Genomic DNA, 16,420 nt, shown 5'->3' on the forward strand with positions numbered 1-16,420 from the left:
TTTTTGGCACTAAGGGAGCCGAGCAGCACCAAACATCTGTGGCAGTCTGCCTGCCCAAAGCAGATTTAAACCTCGCTGCGTGCGGGCATCTTTGATTTCATAGATCATCAGGGTCTGATCGCGATCATCTGCAACATACAGCAGCTCATGGGGCCGTTCCTTGGGACCGGATCCCGCTGAGCCGGTCAGCATCGAGTAACCATTGACAGAGGTCACCAGTTCTGCATGGGCATTGTTATTGGTAAGTGCGCCACCTTGGATAATAATCATGGCCACCAGAATGAAAGCCGAGCCCCAAAGAATGGCGGCAGCAGTACTGATGGAATTGCCGGTGTTTTTTGATCGTGGTGTGTTGGACATGTTGCTCTCCAGTAGAAATTTTGCCTTAGCGGACACGGGAGCCATCCGAGGAAAGCCTGCGGTAGCCGAGGCGCTCTATGGAATTTGTTTGAGGGTTGTAGCTAATGGCGATCATTTCGGATGATGTCGTATCCAGAATGAAAACCACGTCGGTCTGCATGCCATTGATATGGCTTGATATCAGAGCGTACGTGCTTCGTGATCCCATCTGCGCAATTGTCTGAGGTGCAAAGATGATGGTCCCGAGCACGAGCAGTAGCGCAATATTCAAAACAACCAGACCGCGAACACCCGAAAAGAGACGTCGTTTGCGATGCGGTTCACCGAGAGCATTCGAGGAATCGGTTTGCGCGTATTCTTCAATGGGTGGGTCAATGCCAGTTTTTGGCGATGGCTGTGACATAGAAATACTCCTTCACTTGTTTTGCTTATCCCGATGCGCAGCACAACAAAGCATCGGGCGATCGTCCCGGACCTTATTCTACGCACCGGCCTTCCAATCAGTCTTGATGGCCGCGTTTTGACGGCCATAGGCTGATCACAAGTATGACCACCACCAGCAATACCATGAGCAGTATGCCAATCCATGCTGCAGGTGACTTTCGTAGTTCAGGGCTTGGAGGTGCAACTGGCGCCGCCAGGACGTCTTGCGCAATCCAGATCACAGGAAGGCTCAGTATCAGTAGTCGGATGATGGCGGCATTAAGGTTCATCCGGATAGCATAACAAGGCCCAGGCCGAGACTCGCTTTCCTGATGCTATGACCCTGATTGGTGTCGCAGAGAGGCGGTATCACCGATGCCCAGGGATCGGAATATGTCAAGGGTGGCTTGTGATCGGTTCAAAGTATAGAAGTGAATACCTCGAACTCCGTTGTCGATGAGATTGCCACATTGTTCAGTCGCCCAATGGACACCGACACGCTGGACTGCATCAGGATCATCCTGGCAGCGGTAGATTCGCCGCTGTAGTGCTGCAGGGAAATTGGTGCCAGCGGCAAGATCAGCCATGCGACGCATACTCTGGACGGAAGTGATGGGCATAATGCCTGCAACGAGTGGGACTTTGATGCCGGCAAGTTCACACCGATCTCGCCAATCGTAAAACGCGTTGTTGTCAAAGAACATCTGTGTGCAAACATAGTCTGCGCCAGCATCGACCTTTTCCTTGAGGTAGTCCATTTGCATCAGCCGATTTGGAGTCTCGGGATGGCCCTCAGGAAAACCTGCAACCCCAATACCAAATCCTCGAGATTCGGGGTGCTTGCCAGAAGTATTGAACTGAGCGATATCAGTAACCAAGTCTTTTGCATGAGGGAAGTCGGAAAGCGAATGGTCGTAGGCCTCTTTTTCAGGAGGCCAATCACCGCGTAGCGCGAGAATATTACTAATACCCTCCTTGGCATATTGAGCCAAGATCTGATGCATGTCCTGACGACTCTGGCCGATGCAAGTCAAATGCGGTACTGGTTCTAAGGAAGTCTGTCGTTTGATCTTTAGTACCAGCTCATGCGTGCGATCCCTCGTTGAGCCACCCGCGCCATAAGTAACGGAGACGAATGATGGTCGAAGCTGCTCAAGTTCAGCAATACGTTGAAGCAGAATGGCAGCAGCTTTCTGAGAGTTTGGAGGGAAAAACTCGAAAGAAAAGGTCATGGAATCGCGATTGAAGACATCGTTCATATGCATAGGCCCATCGTATCACGTCAGAGGGATACTCCATATCCGCGAGCTGATAGAATTGATCTCTCATCCACAGGACGAAACTTTTGCCATCGAAGTCATCAATTCCGGCGCCGACAGTCAAACGACTGAGTCTGTATTTGCGTGAGCTTGAGTCGAGCGGCGATCATGATGATCAGACGGTGAGTAGCCAACAGCTTGGGCGAGCCCTGGGCATTACTGATGCACAGGTTCGCAAAGACTTAGCTTTCGTTGGCCAGACCGGTCATCCAGGTATTGGCTATAAGGCCGATGAGCTAGCCAATGGTCTTCGCCATGTATTGGGTACAGATCGTGCATGGCATGTCACGGTTGTTGGCGCGGGAAAGTTAGGCCGAGCTCTTATGGGCTATGGTCGTTTTGGCGACAAGGGTTTTGATGTTGCAGCGGTATTTGACTCAGATCCACAGGTGGTTGGCACCACCGTCGCGGGTCATCGGGTTCGTCCACTCAAAGATCTAGAGCAGCTGATTGTGGAACGAGGCATCCGCGTTGGGATTGTGGCGACACCCGCTGAAGCTGCTCAGGCAGTCACAGATCGTCTGGTAAAAGCGGGCGTTAAAGGCATCTTAAACTTTGCACCAATCCGCTTGCATGCAGAGGGATGCTCTGTGGTGGACGTTGATCTTACCCTGTCGCTTGAGCAATTGGTTTGCCAAGTATCGCTAGGGATTAACGAGCACTCAGCCTAACATAGCGGTGTATGAGCTGGTCATCACTTACGGTTTTGCGGCCCGTATGGCTCTCCATCTTCCTTGAAGATTGCGGAGCCAACTCGGACTAAATTAGCACCACACTCAATGGCGACCTCATAATCATGAGTCATACCCATTGAAAGAATGTTGAACTTCTCGCCGCCGACACCAGCGCGACGAATGTCTTCAAACAGTTCCTGGCATCGTTCAAAGACTGGTCTGACCTCTTCCGGGTCTTCGGTCAAAGGAGCCATACACATCAGGCCGCGCGGTCGCAAAGCAAGCATGGTGTCAATCTGTTCGACCAGATGACGAGCAGCAGCAGGTGCAACGCCATACTTCGACTTTTCGCCCGAGATATTTACTTGAATGAGCAACTCGACGGGATTCTCAGCATCGAGTCGCCCAGCAATAGCCTGGAGCTCTTCTGCGAGACGTAGTGAGTCAAGACTATGTACGAGGCGGATGACGCCAATAGCCTTTCGAACCTTGTTGCGTTGTAGATGGCCAATCATGTGCCAGCGAACTTGTTCTGGCAACGTGGTGGCACCAGATTGTCCAAGTTCTCGATGTCGTTGTACAAACTCGTCGAGCTGTGCGGCGCGCTGCATCAAGTTCTGGACCTGACTTTCAGCAAGATCGGCCTGCCCCAGCCTGACCAACTCTCGTACTTGGTCCATAGAGGCGTACTTGGTCACAGCCACCAGAATGATGGAGTTTGCCGGCCGGCCGCTTCGCTTTGCCGCAGCAGCTACTTTTGCTTTGACTTGTTCGTACCTTTTACGCAGCGAATCGGTCGCTGGCGTTTCCGTTGTGGTATCAGTTGCATCCTGCATGCTTGTGAGCATACCCCGCGACTCAACGCCCAGCAAAGCCAGAACCTCATAGAGTTGGTGTTTTGTGGAAGAACTTTGCCCAAGGCCCCTCCTACCTTATGGTCTCTGGCCAGTGTCACACGGCCCTGAGGCTTCGGCTACCCTATCTGAATGGCATCAAAACACGCACCACTTGTCTTGATCGTGCGAGATGGTTGGGGCCAGAATCCACACCCCGAACACGATCCATTCAACGCCGTTCACCTTGCAAAGACGCCCATTGCGGATCAACTCGATGGAGCCTGGCCAAGAGCCTTGATTCACACCTGCTGCCGGGATGTGGGTCTCCCTGCCGACACCATGGGCAACTCTGAAGTTGGTCACCAGAATATTGGCGCCGGCCGAATTGTGCCCCAGGAGCTGATGCGATTAAACAAGGCGGTTGAAGATGGCAGTTTTGCCCAAGTAGACGCCTTCTTGGAGGCTTTCGAGCACGTGAGCAAGACATCGGGACGCCTTCACCTGATTGGCTTGGTCAGTGACGGTAGTGTTCATAGCCATATCAACCATCTTTATGCATTGATTGATCTTGCCAAAAAGCAGCAGCTTGCGGCGGATCGGCTGGTGGTTCATGCCATTACTGATGGCCGTGATGTGGGGCCGACCTCCGGCCGCGGTTTTATTGAAGGGCTTGAAAATAAACTGAGTGAGGCAAAGGTTGGTCGCATCGGTACGGTGATGGGGCGTTTTTATGCGATGGATCGTGACAATCGCTGGGAGCGCGAGGCTCGTGCCTATGAGGCTCTTACGGGACACCAAGTGGCCTACAAAGACCTCGATCAAGTGCCAGAGATTCGTCAAGAATCAACCGCTGCAGAGGCGGTGTCGTGGTATTACGAAAATCCGACTGATCAGAATCGTCATGGTGATGAGTTTATTGTGCCAACACAGATTGTGGACACTTCAGGAAAACCTATTGGCTTGATTGAAAACGGAGACGCCGTGATCTTCTTTAACTATCGCGGCGATCGGCCACGGGAGTTGACCAAAGCGTTTACTTTTGATGAAGCTCGCTTTCATAAGGAACCGGGTGGCGGCTTTGATCGTGGCGGCTTAATAAGCAACCTCTATTTCTGCACGATGACGGGTTATGAATCAGGCCTACCAGTGGTGATTGCGTTTTCAAAGCCACCAACCATGCCAGATATTCTTGGGCAGGTGATTGCTGATGCAGGACTCACACAGTTTCGTTGCGCAGAAACAGAGAAATTCCCGCACGTGACCTTCTTTTTCAATGATTACCAGGAAGAACTTTACGCGGGAGAGAGCCGATACCTTGCTCAAAGTCCAAAAGACGTATCAACCTACGATCAAAAACCTGAGATGTCTGCATACGAAGTGCGTGATGCGGTTTTAGAGCAGATTGCTTCTGAAAAATGTCCTGCGTTGATTGTGGTCAACTTTGCCAACGGCGATATGGTTGGTCATACCGGCAACTTGGAAGCGGCAATCAAAGCCATTGAAGTTGTGGATGCGTGTGTTGGCGAAATTGTTGAAGCAACGCTTCAACAAGGTGGTTCATTGATTGTCACTGCAGACCATGGGAATGCAGAGCAAATGCGGATGGATGACGGTGTTTCCCCTCATACAAAACACACCACTTATGAAGTGCCACTCTACATTATTGGAGAGGCTTTCAAAGACATGAAGCTCCGCGAAGGTGGCCGTCTCGCTGACGTGGCGCCAACCGTACTCTTCATGATGAACATTGATCCGCCGAAAGCAATGACCGGCCAGTCAATTCTTGAGACTGATTAGAAGACATTGATTTGGTTATGGTTCATACTTGAGTGGAATAGTCAATTCAAACATGGCCCCCTCGCCAATATCTTCACGCAAAACAAGATGACCACCCATAGAGGCCGCCATCTGTCGCGCAAGCGCGAGCCCAAGCCCAATGCCGGGCGCTGGATCACTTGCTCTTTCGCCGCGATCAAATGCCTTAAAAATAGCGTTGGACTGTGCGTGATTGATACCAGGCCCGTAATCACGAACTTCAAAGGACAGATGTTTCTCAGTCAAGTTTGCATCAACTTCAATTTCGGGACGGTCGGGGTTGATTCCATATTTGCAGGCATTATCAATCAGGTTGAAGAGCACCTGCTCAAGTGACTCGACATCGATATAGAGCTCAGCATCTTGAGATCCATGAACGGTGATTGAACATGGACGCGCCTCGGCATCACAACGTCGTGACAGTAAGGTGCGAAGTGACTCAATCAATTGACGGAATTCAACACGGCGGGCTGCGACTCGATGCCTTCCTTCTTCGAGGCGTGCGTAAGCCAACACATTCTCAACCAAACCTGAGAGACGATCAGACTCACTTCGTAGTGTTTCAAGATACTGTTGGCGCTTGCTTGGTTCGGTAATGAGACCGTCGGCCAGCATTTCAGAGTACATTCGAAAGGTGGTGAGTGGAGTTCTCAATTCGTGAGTGACTGCGGAGGCGAACATGCTCCGCCGCTCACCATAAAGAACACTGCTTCGCAGCATGAGACCAACAGCCACAAAGGCAACAGCCGCTGCAATCCAGCAAATCACTAATATGAGGGTGGTGGTGCTCCAACTCACTCCAATAGTGATGAGGGCTCCATCGTCAATGAGTTCAGCCATGATTGATGGGAGTCCAGCCTTGATAAACCCAGCATCAATCAGCGCTGCCTTGGGCGCCCCTTGCCAGGGCTCAAAACGCGCCCCATTCAGCGGCGTCACAATTTGTTCAAGTAATGCAGCTTGTAAGGCCGGCCAATCAACCAACAAGCCCTGCACCATCTTCTCGCCATCAGGTCTGATGTAGCGACGGACATAGAGCAGCGAATGTTCTTCAGTGGTGTCATGTTGCCAAAGTGGTACGAGGCCGCCAACAGTCGCTTTGGTACTGCCAATGATAATGCCGTCTTTGGAGCCTGCGCCGAAGCCCCCGCCAAAGCCCCCGCCTCCAGATGGGTTGTTGCCATAGGCTCTGTCTTGATCGACAGACTGCGCAACAACGGCACGCTGAGATCGTCCAACCCAGCCTGCCGAATCAAGCGCCAGTGCCAAATCAGCGCCCTCAGAAGCCGGTTCGGTCGCACTTTGAAAATTTTCGCTCTCAATGTCTAGTTGTTGCTGGGCCAGACTCTCATTGATTCGCTCACTTCCGATGGTGTAGAAATTCTCCATTTCTGTAATCCGGGTAAGAAGTGGCTGATTGTTGTTTAAGGAAGCGAGAATCTCTTTGACGCGCACTAACGCCTTCTTGGACTTGTCAATCTCAAGTGGACTAATCCCGGCAGCTTCGGCTAAATCTCGATAACTCGGTCTTGTTGGTACTTCAGGAGATGAGATATCTCCTGCCTCATTAAGTTCGAAATGAACAAGTACGAATTGATCAGTTGATGTCAGGAGTGGAGATGGCACCACAAACTGATGAAGCGATATCGGATTAAGTAGCGTCTGATTGAACGCGGTTCCAAGTTGATAGAAAGGCTGATATTGCTGTGGTTCCCGATCCGCTTCTCGTGAAAGCAAAGGCAAGAGCCATGCTTCCATATTAGAAATAGCAAGCCGTCTTTGATCACCATGCTGATCTTCGGCGCTATCACGAATTGCGTTTTGGCTTAATGAAATGACGATAAAGGAAAGTACGACAAGCGAGGCGAGCCCGAGAAAGGCAACGCCACTGAACACAAGCCAAATTTTCCAATGTCGATTCATGAGGCCGCGACCTCGACGGTGTCTCCGAGTGTGTAGCCTTTGCCACGTACTGTTCGGACGATTTCATCACCAGCGGGTAGCTTCTCTCTCAGCCGAGCGATGTGCATATCAATGGTTCGCGTATGCACACCACGAGGATCGAGTCCCCACACATTTTGTAGCAGTTCCTCGCGCTGGACGACACGACTTTTATTGGTTGCGAGGTAACGAAGAATGCCTACTTCTCTCTCAGAGAGTGACTTGGGGGCAGGATCATCATCATAAGTGACCTCTCGTAATTCCAGATCAAGGACGGCGCCGGGAAAACTGAGTCGGCGCACATCAATCGGACGAGCTGGTGAACGACGCAGGACAGCTTCAACGCGGGCAAGGAGTTCACGAGCGCTAAAGGGCTTGAGAACGTAGTCGTCGGCGCCGTGTGAAAGGCCCTCAACGCGGTCATTCTCAGCACCTCTTGCAGTCACCATGATGACAGGTAGTGTTGGTGAGGCGCGGCGTAAATGTCGCAGCACATCGAACCCATTCATCTCAGGCAGCATCACATCAAGCAGTACCAGATCAAGATCTGATTCAATCGCGAGCACCAAACCATCTTTTCCATTGCCGGTCGATATCACGTCATAGCCACCGCTCTCTAAGGCGTCGACCAAACCTTGACGGATTGGTCCATCATCTTCGACAACCAGGATGTTTCGTTTCTTCATTTCAGATGCTTCCTCGAAGAAGGTTGTTGGTTGGATGATAAGAAAAAGACTGCCGCGAGGGTTGGGTGGCCTTCGCGGCAGTCCGAGAGAGAGAAGAAGAGGCCGGTTAGGAGGAGGTATCGCTGCTTTCAGTGGTTTCTTCAGGGGTCTCAACGCTTGAGGCATCATCGGCTACAGGTGCTTCTGGGAATACAAAGCCTTTGTTCTCTGCTTGGCCACGAATTGCTGCTCGAACAACCACATCAAATGCTTGTTCGTTGTCTTCCGCGAGGCCCTTGCGTGCTTCAGTAATGAAGGCCTCACGTTTTTTGCTCAATTCTTGAATCTGACTTTGGATCACCTGGCGTTCAGCCTTTTTGGTTTCGACATAAGCCACACGCTCTTCCTTCGTCATCTTTTGCATATTTTCAGGAAGTGCCTCGTCATCGATGTTGTCAAGATCAACCTCCTCACGGTCGAGGGCATCACATAAGTCCCAGCCGCAATAGTAGAGACTGTTACTTTTTGTACCAGAGCGTGATGCTGCGGCGCCCGCACCTATGCTGGCTGCGTTGAAGTCTTGTTCTGTCTGGTTGGACCATGCGGCTGCTCCGGCTTCGCCCATGGGAATGTAGGTGGTATTAATTTTTGTGCTGAGATCAGCCATTTCAGTATCGAATGGTGTTACGACTGCAACTTCTTGATAGTCAGGATCAATTGAGGCAAACTGACCATCTGTCAGTTTTGCAATTTGTGTCCAGCCCGGCGCGTCTTCGTTGGTGACAGCCCCGCAGTAGATCGAGTTGACCATGATGCCCTTGGCAATAAGTTCGCGACATACCGCTTGAAAGTTGTATTCAGGGTCTTGATCAGCGCTTTCATTTCCTGAAACCACAATCAGTTTTAGAGTGTCTTCCGAATCCGTCCAGTCGAGGTTTTCAAGTGATCGTTGAAGCACGCGCCCGACGTATTCTTTGCCGCCATCAGTGGTCAACGCAAAGAGCTGCTGTGAGATGAGATCAAGGTCTTCTGTGAAGGGCGAGTCAATCCGAACCCATCCTGTTTCTGGATCAAGAGAATCATTGCCGTAGTCGAGCAGTGCAATGCGCAAACGCGGCGTTGGTTCAGCAAGAGCAAGATCATTGACAATCTGCCAAATCTTAGTGCGAGCGGCATTAATGAGACCATCCATTGAATTGCTGGTGTCCAAGCAGATCACCAGATCAATGGTGGGTTGCTCGGCAGGTTGTTGCGATTGATCAGTCGCCGTGGTCACTGCCGGATCTTGAGCTGTGGCAGAGGGCGTGATCGCAAAGAAACTTGTCGCTAACAGTCCGGTGAGAAGAACTCGGGTGGGATTCATTTTGTGGACTCCATTTTGTGTGTGAGCGGTTGGCTCGAAATTATTTTAAAGAGTGACGTATGGGAAGTAAGGGTTATTGCAAATGGTTGGCCTTAGCAGTCATCTGCTGCCTTGATGAGGTAAGTCAAGCCATTGCGGCGAAGCACAATTGGACCATCTAGCGAGAGTACGCCTTGACGCCTTTCTTTGACTAGTTCACGTACGAGATTCATGTGCTCGGGTGTTCCAAAGTCAATGACTACGTCAGGATCGCTTTCAACTTGTTCGTTGATGAGTTGTGCATCAAACCAGGTGCCTCCGCGGTAAAAGAAGGTGTGGTCGCAGATCTGCTGCACTGTTTCGAATGAGACCTCGTTTTGTTCGGCATCGAAGAACCCGTTTCTGTAGCCAAGCTGCTCAACGTTTTTCGAGGCATACAAGTTGAGACTTTGGGTGACAGCTCCCGCGCCACTACGGTTGCTAATGGCACGATCTTCAAGCTCGGTCATGCAACCTCCAACAGCAGCACCCCAACGGGCAGCGGTGTTTGGTAAATGCGTGCCATCGGTCGCCAGGAAGGAGGTGTACTCCGTGAGTATTCCATAGGTCGTCGAGAGACGCATAATTTCTTCGACCAGTTCAACTATTTTTGGCTCAGTCATTGTGGTCGCGGCATTGAGTGGGTTCGCGGCTTCAGCGGCGCCGGCTTGGCGAATCTGATCGATCAAATATGCGATCTGACGGCTCGCCCAAAGACGAGCAACGTAAGAATTGTCTACCGAGGCATCAGATGGGTCGAAAGTAAAGACATGGTTCTTTGGACCCAAGGCAGTTTTTCCGCTGATTTCAAAGGTGATTGGCTGATTGTCGATGTACCTGCCGAGCAGAATCAAATAGTCGCCATCAAAGACATCAGGTATTTGCTGTGGCGTCATTTCACGCACCAGACGCGTTGATTGGTTGCCTGCCGAATCTCGTGTGATCAATGTGGTGTCCGCAAACACAGGGCCAGAAAGTTGTCGGAAGGTACGGGCAACTTTGAGCTCCACATCCTCATGGGGAAGAACAAAAGTACTGGTTGCCCGGCTTGAGTCTGCAATGTGATCGAGCAGCGGCGCATTGACATCATTGCCGACGCCGAATGTAAAGATGCGTCTGTTGTGATTGTTGTGTTCTTCCACACTTTCGCGGATCGCGACTTCAGATGTCTCACCAACAGTCGGTAGGCCATCGGTTAAGAACAGAACCATGGACAGATAACCCTCCATCGGTGGCTGTTTGAGTGCTGCTCGCAAAGCGCTGTTAATGTTGGTGCCACCAATTGAACGAATGCTAGAGAGATAGGCCTCTGCTTGTCTGACAGTCTCATCTGTTTTAATGACTGGTTGAGCTGCAAATTGGTCAACGCCAGTTGAGTAATCGATGATGTTGAAGGCCTCGCCATCTTCAAGAGCTGAGATCACTTGAAGTGCTGCCAGGCACGCTTGCTGTAGTTTGACACCAGCCATTGATCCCGAGCGATCAAGGACGATCGTGACCTCTCGTTGTAGGGTTCCGTTGTCTGCGGCATCAGTAGTAGGCATCCCTAACATGAACAAGAAGTGACCGCCTTGGCCAGAAGTGGTATCTGGATAGGCGATTACTGAAGCATTCATGGCATCACGGTCACGCAGGTATGACAGACGGAAACTACCGGGTTCGGTCCGAGCTTTTTCAGAAATCTCGCCATGAAAGCTTGACCCACTTTTACGTTTTGTGATCAGATCGTGGCTTGGTGAATACACCATTGAGACTGGGGTTTCATCACTTATCTGGAAACGTATGTTCCATGGCGCATGCTGCCTTAGTGATTCACTTCGAGGTATGGCATAGTCGATGCGATTTCCATCACCGCCGAGAATCTGTTCGTAGGTCAGGATGATTGTCTGCTTACCTTGCGCAGGCACAGGAAAAACGCTCGAACGTACCAGGTTGTAACCAGCGAATTCGAGTAGTGCGGGATCACGAAGATTGCTGACGATCTCGTCATAGATTCGCCTGGCTTCGTGGCTTGGCAGAAGATCAGCTTTTGCCGAGAGCGCCGTGCCTTCGAGTGCAAATTCAGTCACCACAGCGCCATCTGGCACAGGTAAAAGAAGTTGTGATTCCTGGTCTTGGCTGGATTGGTTTACGAGGTTCAGTCCGAGTCGGGTGGTCGCAACCTGACCCTTGATGTCTACATCCACATCAACAGACTCGATCAACACCATCGGTTGAAGATTGGGGCGTACCATTATTGGCGATACATGGTTTGGTCTGTGGTTGGCCATTGGCATGGCCCACGGATGAACTTGGGGAATGATGATGTTGATGTTGTTTGTGACTGTCTGCGCCACTACCGCCGGTGCCATCAGTAGCAATGATGAAATCATCGTTATTGAGGCACGGCGGACGGTGTGTGGCAGCCGAATATTTCTTGGGGGTATGAGCAACATGTGCAATCCTCAGACAGGAGCTTTGTATTGTTTGGAGAACGGTGTTCTCGCCTCACTAGAGAATACGTCTGGGACCGCTGATGATTGGTAACGGCTATGTAACGTGTGGTTTTGAGAGTGGCTGCGGGTCTTGCTAGGACTTGTTTTCATAGGGTATTACGAAGACTAGGGCCCCCTTGCTGTAACAGATTTGTCACATGCAGCATCTTGCCAGAATGGGATTAATCAGCCCCCATTCTCATGGGCCTGTTATAAATAGCATCATGGAATGGGTGGCCGCCGCCGTGATCGAGGTCGCGTGATTTTCAGAGAAGACAGAGAAGAAGTGTGATGGATCCAAAGGAACAGAATCCAACTAACCTTGAGGCCGAAGTCGAACGCCACCCCTGGCGACAAGAGATCTTCTCGAGGCATGCTTGGTTCCGTTACAGCCTCTTTCTGATAGCAGCAATTCTGACTGGACTTGCGGCGCTTTACTTTAATCGTGTGGAAGAAGTTGGCCGGCTCTTTTTTGAGGTCATGAAGGGTGATGCCGAAGTCGGCATGTTCTTTAGCTGGTTCGGCATTGAAAACGATTGGACCTGGACCATGCCTGGCGCCCTGGGCACGATCATCCCGATCGCTCTGGTCATCGTCGGCATGATTGTGATTTGCCGTTTAAGAGACGTCTATTTTAAAGGGACAGAGGGCACCGGTATTCCTCAAGCGATTGCATCGCTCAAGACGCCCGAGGGACCAATTCGCAAACGCATGCTTTCACTGCGCATTGCGCTAGGCAAGATGTTGTTGCTGACCATTGGCCTGTTTACCGGTATGACGATTGGTCGTGAAGGCCCTTCCGTGCACGTGGGCGCATGCTGTATGTATCTGATTACGAAGGTGACCCGTTTTCAACAGAATTTAGTAAGACGCGGCCTCATTCTTGGTGGCGGTGGTGCTGGTATTGCTGCGGCCTTCAACGCGCCTATTGCTGGCATTGTCTTTGCCTTTGAAGAGATTGGCCGTGGGTTCGAAAAGAACAATGCGGGAACGATTATTCGAACCGTGATCATCGCCTGCGTGGTCGGGATCGTCTTCCTCGGTGATTACTTGTTCTATGGCAATGTCAATAAGGGCGGCAATGTTGAGTTAGACGGCGTCATGCAGTGGATCGCCGTACCTGTCATCGGCATCATCGGCGGCCTTCTCGGTGGCTGTTTTGCCTGGATGGTGGTTCACTTTACGCCAGTCGTCACACGCAACGTTAAAAAGCATCCCTACATGACAGCCGGTTTTCTTGGAGCATGTCTTGGCGGCCTCGCACTTATTTCAAGCGGTCTTTCCTACGGGAGTGGATTTGCTGAGGCTCAGATCATCCTCATGCAAGAAGCGCAGCCAGATTTTCCATGGTTGGCTGAAACATCCTTCCCATGGCATTATCCAATTACCAAGGCAGCAGCGAATTTCTTCTGCCTGATTAGCGGTATTCCTGGTGGCTTGTTTGATCCCAGTCTTTCTGTTGGCGCTGGAATTGGCCAAGTTGCTCACCCTTTGTTTAGTACTTTATTCGATGGCATCTCGATGAAGGCTGTCGTGATGATGTTCATGGTGGCGTACTTCACAGGCGTGGTACAGAGTCCAATTACGTGCTTCGTCATATTGGTTGAAATGACCGATGGGCGCTACATGACGATTGCATTGGCAGCAACGGCAGTGATTGCTTATGAGATGTCGCACTTAGTATGTCGCACGGCTATCTATGAGGCTTTGGCAGATATCTTCCTCAAGAACCTTGATGATCCAGTTAAATCAGCAACAGGTGAATCAAAGGAAAGCGGCGGCCAGCCGGCGGCGCAAACTTAGTATTGGTCCAAGATGGCTTGATAGCGATCAATGGCCTCTTGATTCGTCGCAGTCTTCAGTCCCGATTCGGCTAATTGACGAACGGTTGCCCAGCCCTCTGTTCTTTCCAAGTACGGGGCGAGTCGTGTTAAGTCGGTCCCGTGACTACGCCGTCGCAAATTCTTTGAGAGTGTATTGATGATCTTTTGATGTGTTTCAAAGGTCATTAGATTGCCACAAAGATGCCAGAGCATATCCCGGTCAATTGCGGTTTTATCTGAGGTTGCTTGCCAGGCAGTCAAGAAAGCCTCTTGGTCCTTTGCACGAAAGAGAGGCCCGAGGATCGCGGTTGAGCCTGAATTTTCGACCCCATTTTTTTGAGCCAATTCCCAGAATTCAATAGCCAGTTGATCCTCACCAATCAGGACAAGCAATCGAATGGCCTTGGCATAGTCAGCAGCATCACTATTCTTAGTGGCGCTGCGCATGAGACTTACAGCTTGAGTGCGCAAGCTAATCTGGCCGTCGTCAGGCGGTGCGACGCGCTGAATGTCGTAACGGTTTGGAGATGGCGCCAACATAAGTGGGTCACCAAAAGTGCTCACGCGCCAGGGGCGGGAGAATGGGCTTGCCTCAGGCCACCAGCGGCAGCTGATGATGAATGGCACAAAGTTCACCATTTTTTCTGCCACACGGATCGTCGGAACAAATGCGGCAAGATACGGTTCTGATATTGAACCAACGTAAGAGTACGCACCATGTGAGAGCCACATGCCAGCGATTGTTGCAGGGTCGCTGGGATTGCACATGGAGTAACTGTGAATAAACTGCATTGCAACAGGTGTGTTTAGTAGGGGAACGTCAACAGCTTCACCATCTCCTTTAACAAGGCCAAACTGGGTACACCTGCCCCGTGAGTTCATAAAAAACAAGTCAGTGGTGAGGCCACCTACAAGTCTTCGCTGCCAATTAAGCGGGCTTGCCTGTCCGCCCTTAAAAAGGTCAACACCATAGCCCATCGTGTTCAAGGCTTTTGCAGCCTCTGACAGATCATAGGGCTCCATGCCACGTGTCTTGTTGGCATAACCATCAACCAAAGTGACCTTGGTGCGTGGCAGAAACAAAGAGCACATGGCGACATAGGCACAGCGTTTCTCATCACCGAATATCCAGCCGGTGTAAACCCCCCGCTTGGCGACATGGTCTCGGCCAATGGCATCCGTCGTTGCAAGTCCAAGTCTGCCCGACGTCTGATTAGGTAATGGCGGCTGTACTTCAATTGGCATATTGAGATGCACGCCAATCGGCATCTTGCGACAAATGGTGAGCGTCTCAATCGTGTCACCTGGTTCTTCCCAAGGCAGCCCGGTACGGTCAAGAATCATCCGCACTTCAGCCATGAGTGACATACCCTTTTGAATGGAGGTCCACTCTTTTTCGGGACCCCAGTCAGTATCCATCCAAGCCAGGGGCTGAGCTCGTCCCGCAGCAAGTGCAACTGCAGCAACCCAGGCGGGATCATCAACACTGGTTATCACAACACCAGGCGGAGGGTATTGACTCCCTTGGAGAAGATCTGAAAGCGACTGTTTGTTTGGTTGGCCACCAAGCGCTTTGATGACGACGCCCCTGAGTGTTTGCTGGAGTGTTTTTTTATCAGTAGGCAGACCGTTTGATGATGTTCGTCGAAGAACACGACTCGGTTTAAAGCGACGAATAAACATTGAGCAAAAATGCTCATCTTCAATGAGTACGGGCCATCTTGCCGTCGGAGACCACCTGGCGATTTCCTGAAGATACGTCGCTGGGTCGGGAACCAATACCACCTGATCAATCAATGGTATCGCTAAGTCTAACTGCCGCACGCGCAGTCCAAGTTTCACGGCCCAATGTAGTTCTGCAGGATCTTGGACAGTGTCTTTATCTTGAGTTGACTCTTCTTGAGTTTGTGCGACTGATGGTGCAGGAGCGAGGGCCAAAATAATGGCCAGGAAAAAGCAAAAAGCCAACCAAGATTTGCAGTCATCAGCAAGCTTGCAAAGCGGTTGCCATTTCATGAGAACACGGTTCGTAGTGGATTGAGAATTACATTGTCACGACCCGGTATGATGACATCAGCGATCTCAAGTGATTCTTTTAAGGCCTCTTGCGAGAGCTTTAAATCCCAACTAGTGGAAAGAACCTCACCGCGTTGCAGGTGTTCATCAGATGGTATGGCATCACCAGAGATCAGTACGGTGCGCCTTGCTTCAGAAAGTATGAGTCCGCAACAGCCAGGTGTAACGCCAATTAAGGGGAAGAGATCGACATTGGCTAAGACATGATCTGGAGCGGCCTCAATGCGGCCCAGAATTTCTAAGTCTTGCTCGTAGAGAGCCGCCAAATCAAAGTTCTCATCAGCTAACGCTTCGCTATTACGTACTTCAAGTGTTTCGCTGGCAGCCTCTATTTCGGGTTGGTACATCAACCAGTGTGCGTCAGAAAAAACAGAAAGACCACGGCGGTTTTCAATATCGAAAGAGGTCAGGAAAACACGTGAGATCTGCTCGGGGCGAATGTTCGTTCGCTCTGAGAGCCGGGCTAACAAAGCCGCCGGTGGTAGCGAAGGATTGACGAGCACATGCTCGTCTCCGACTGAGACAAGCGTCGTGGTGCTATGGCCCGTTCGTGTATCACTCTGTTCATTCCAGATCGAATTGGCGGAGAGTGTGCCAATTGAGATAATGCAAAATTGTGGATAGGTCATAAGA

At 51.0% G+C, this 16,420-nt stretch carries 14 protein-coding genes; 3 read left to right on the top strand and 11 right to left on the bottom strand.

What is annotated here, in order from left to right; genetic code table 11:
- Positions 1-9: 9 nt before the first annotated feature.
- The 4 genes from P8J86_01910 to metF form a co-directional block, all read right to left on the bottom strand.
- The gene (locus P8J86_01910) at positions 10-360 is read right to left on the bottom strand and encodes a hypothetical protein (protein ID MDG2053441.1); all 351 of its coding nucleotides are present in this window, start codon (positions 358-360) and stop codon (positions 10-12) included.
- 25 nt (positions 361-385) lie between these two features.
- Entirely contained in the window at positions 386-763 is a 378-nt protein-coding gene (locus tag P8J86_01915; GenBank protein MDG2053442.1) for a hypothetical protein, read from the bottom strand.
- 97 nt (positions 764-860) lie between these two features.
- Complete coding sequence (locus tag P8J86_01920) at positions 861-1,073, bottom strand: hypothetical protein (protein MDG2053443.1); 213 nt, start codon at positions 1,071-1,073, stop codon at positions 861-863.
- Positions 1,074-1,118: 45 nt separating this feature from the next.
- Entirely contained in the window at positions 1,119-2,048 is a 930-nt protein-coding gene (metF, locus tag P8J86_01925; GenBank protein ID MDG2053444.1) for a methylenetetrahydrofolate reductase [NAD(P)H], read from the bottom strand.
- Between the two features lie 80 nt (positions 2,049-2,128).
- On the opposite strand from metF, the gene P8J86_01930 reads away from it, so the two are divergent.
- Entirely contained in the window at positions 2,129-2,773 is a 645-nt protein-coding gene (locus tag P8J86_01930) for a redox-sensing transcriptional repressor Rex (GenBank protein MDG2053445.1), read from the top strand.
- Positions 2,774-2,796: 23 nt separating this feature from the next.
- Here the strand turns inward: P8J86_01930 and P8J86_01935 are convergent, their stop codons facing one another.
- The gene (locus tag P8J86_01935) at positions 2,797-3,624 is read right to left on the bottom strand and encodes a YggS family pyridoxal phosphate-dependent enzyme (GenBank protein ID MDG2053446.1); all 828 of its coding nucleotides are present in this window, start codon (positions 3,622-3,624) and stop codon (positions 2,797-2,799) included.
- Between the two features lie 138 nt (positions 3,625-3,762).
- On the opposite strand from P8J86_01935, the gene gpmI reads away from it, so the two are divergent.
- Positions 3,763-5,409 carry a 2,3-bisphosphoglycerate-independent phosphoglycerate mutase gene (gene gpmI, locus P8J86_01940; protein MDG2053447.1) on the top strand — a complete coding sequence of 549 codons (1,647 nt, stop codon included), beginning with the start codon at positions 3,763-3,765 and terminating at the stop codon, positions 5,407-5,409.
- Positions 5,410-5,424: 15 nt separating this feature from the next.
- On the opposite strand, the gene P8J86_01945 is transcribed toward gpmI, so the two are convergent.
- The 4 genes from P8J86_01945 to P8J86_01960 form a co-directional block, all read right to left on the bottom strand.
- A complete protein-coding gene (locus P8J86_01945) occupies positions 5,425-7,350 on the bottom strand; it encodes a HAMP domain-containing sensor histidine kinase (protein MDG2053448.1) in 1,926 nt (641 codons plus the stop codon).
- On the bottom strand, positions 7,347-8,054 hold the full coding sequence (locus tag P8J86_01950) for a response regulator transcription factor (GenBank protein ID MDG2053449.1): 708 nt from the start codon (positions 8,052-8,054) through the stop codon (positions 7,347-7,349). Before P8J86_01950 ends, P8J86_01945 begins: the two co-directional genes overlap by 4 nt.
- Before the next feature lie 106 nt (positions 8,055-8,160).
- Positions 8,161-9,396 carry a VWA domain-containing protein gene (locus P8J86_01955; GenBank protein MDG2053450.1) on the bottom strand — a complete coding sequence of 412 codons (1,236 nt, stop codon included), beginning with the start codon at positions 9,394-9,396 and terminating at the stop codon, positions 8,161-8,163.
- Positions 9,397-9,488: 92 nt separating this feature from the next.
- Positions 9,489-11,849: a VIT domain-containing protein gene (locus P8J86_01960; protein MDG2053451.1), complete on the bottom strand. Its 2,361-nt coding sequence runs from the start codon at positions 11,847-11,849 to the stop codon at positions 9,489-9,491.
- A 330-nt stretch (positions 11,850-12,179) separates the two neighbouring features.
- Here P8J86_01960 and P8J86_01965 point away from each other — a divergent pair, with 330 nt between their 5' ends.
- Positions 12,180-13,691, top strand: a complete 1,512-nt coding sequence (locus P8J86_01965) for a chloride channel protein (protein ID MDG2053452.1) — start codon at positions 12,180-12,182, stop codon at positions 13,689-13,691.
- On the opposite strand, the gene P8J86_01970 is transcribed toward P8J86_01965, so the two are convergent.
- Positions 13,688-15,727: a hypothetical protein gene (locus tag P8J86_01970; protein ID MDG2053453.1), complete on the bottom strand. Its 2,040-nt coding sequence runs from the start codon at positions 15,725-15,727 to the stop codon at positions 13,688-13,690. The genes P8J86_01965 and P8J86_01970 overlap by 4 nt on opposite strands.
- Complete coding sequence (locus P8J86_01975) at positions 15,724-16,416, bottom strand: hypothetical protein (GenBank protein MDG2053454.1); 693 nt, start codon at positions 16,414-16,416, stop codon at positions 15,724-15,726. Before P8J86_01975 ends, P8J86_01970 begins: the two co-directional genes overlap by 4 nt.
- Positions 16,417-16,420 lie beyond the last annotated feature (4 nt).

It is taken from the genome of Phycisphaerales bacterium (genome assembly GCA_029268515.1).
Lineage (GTDB): Bacteria > Planctomycetota > Phycisphaerae > Phycisphaerales > SM1A02 > JAQWNP01.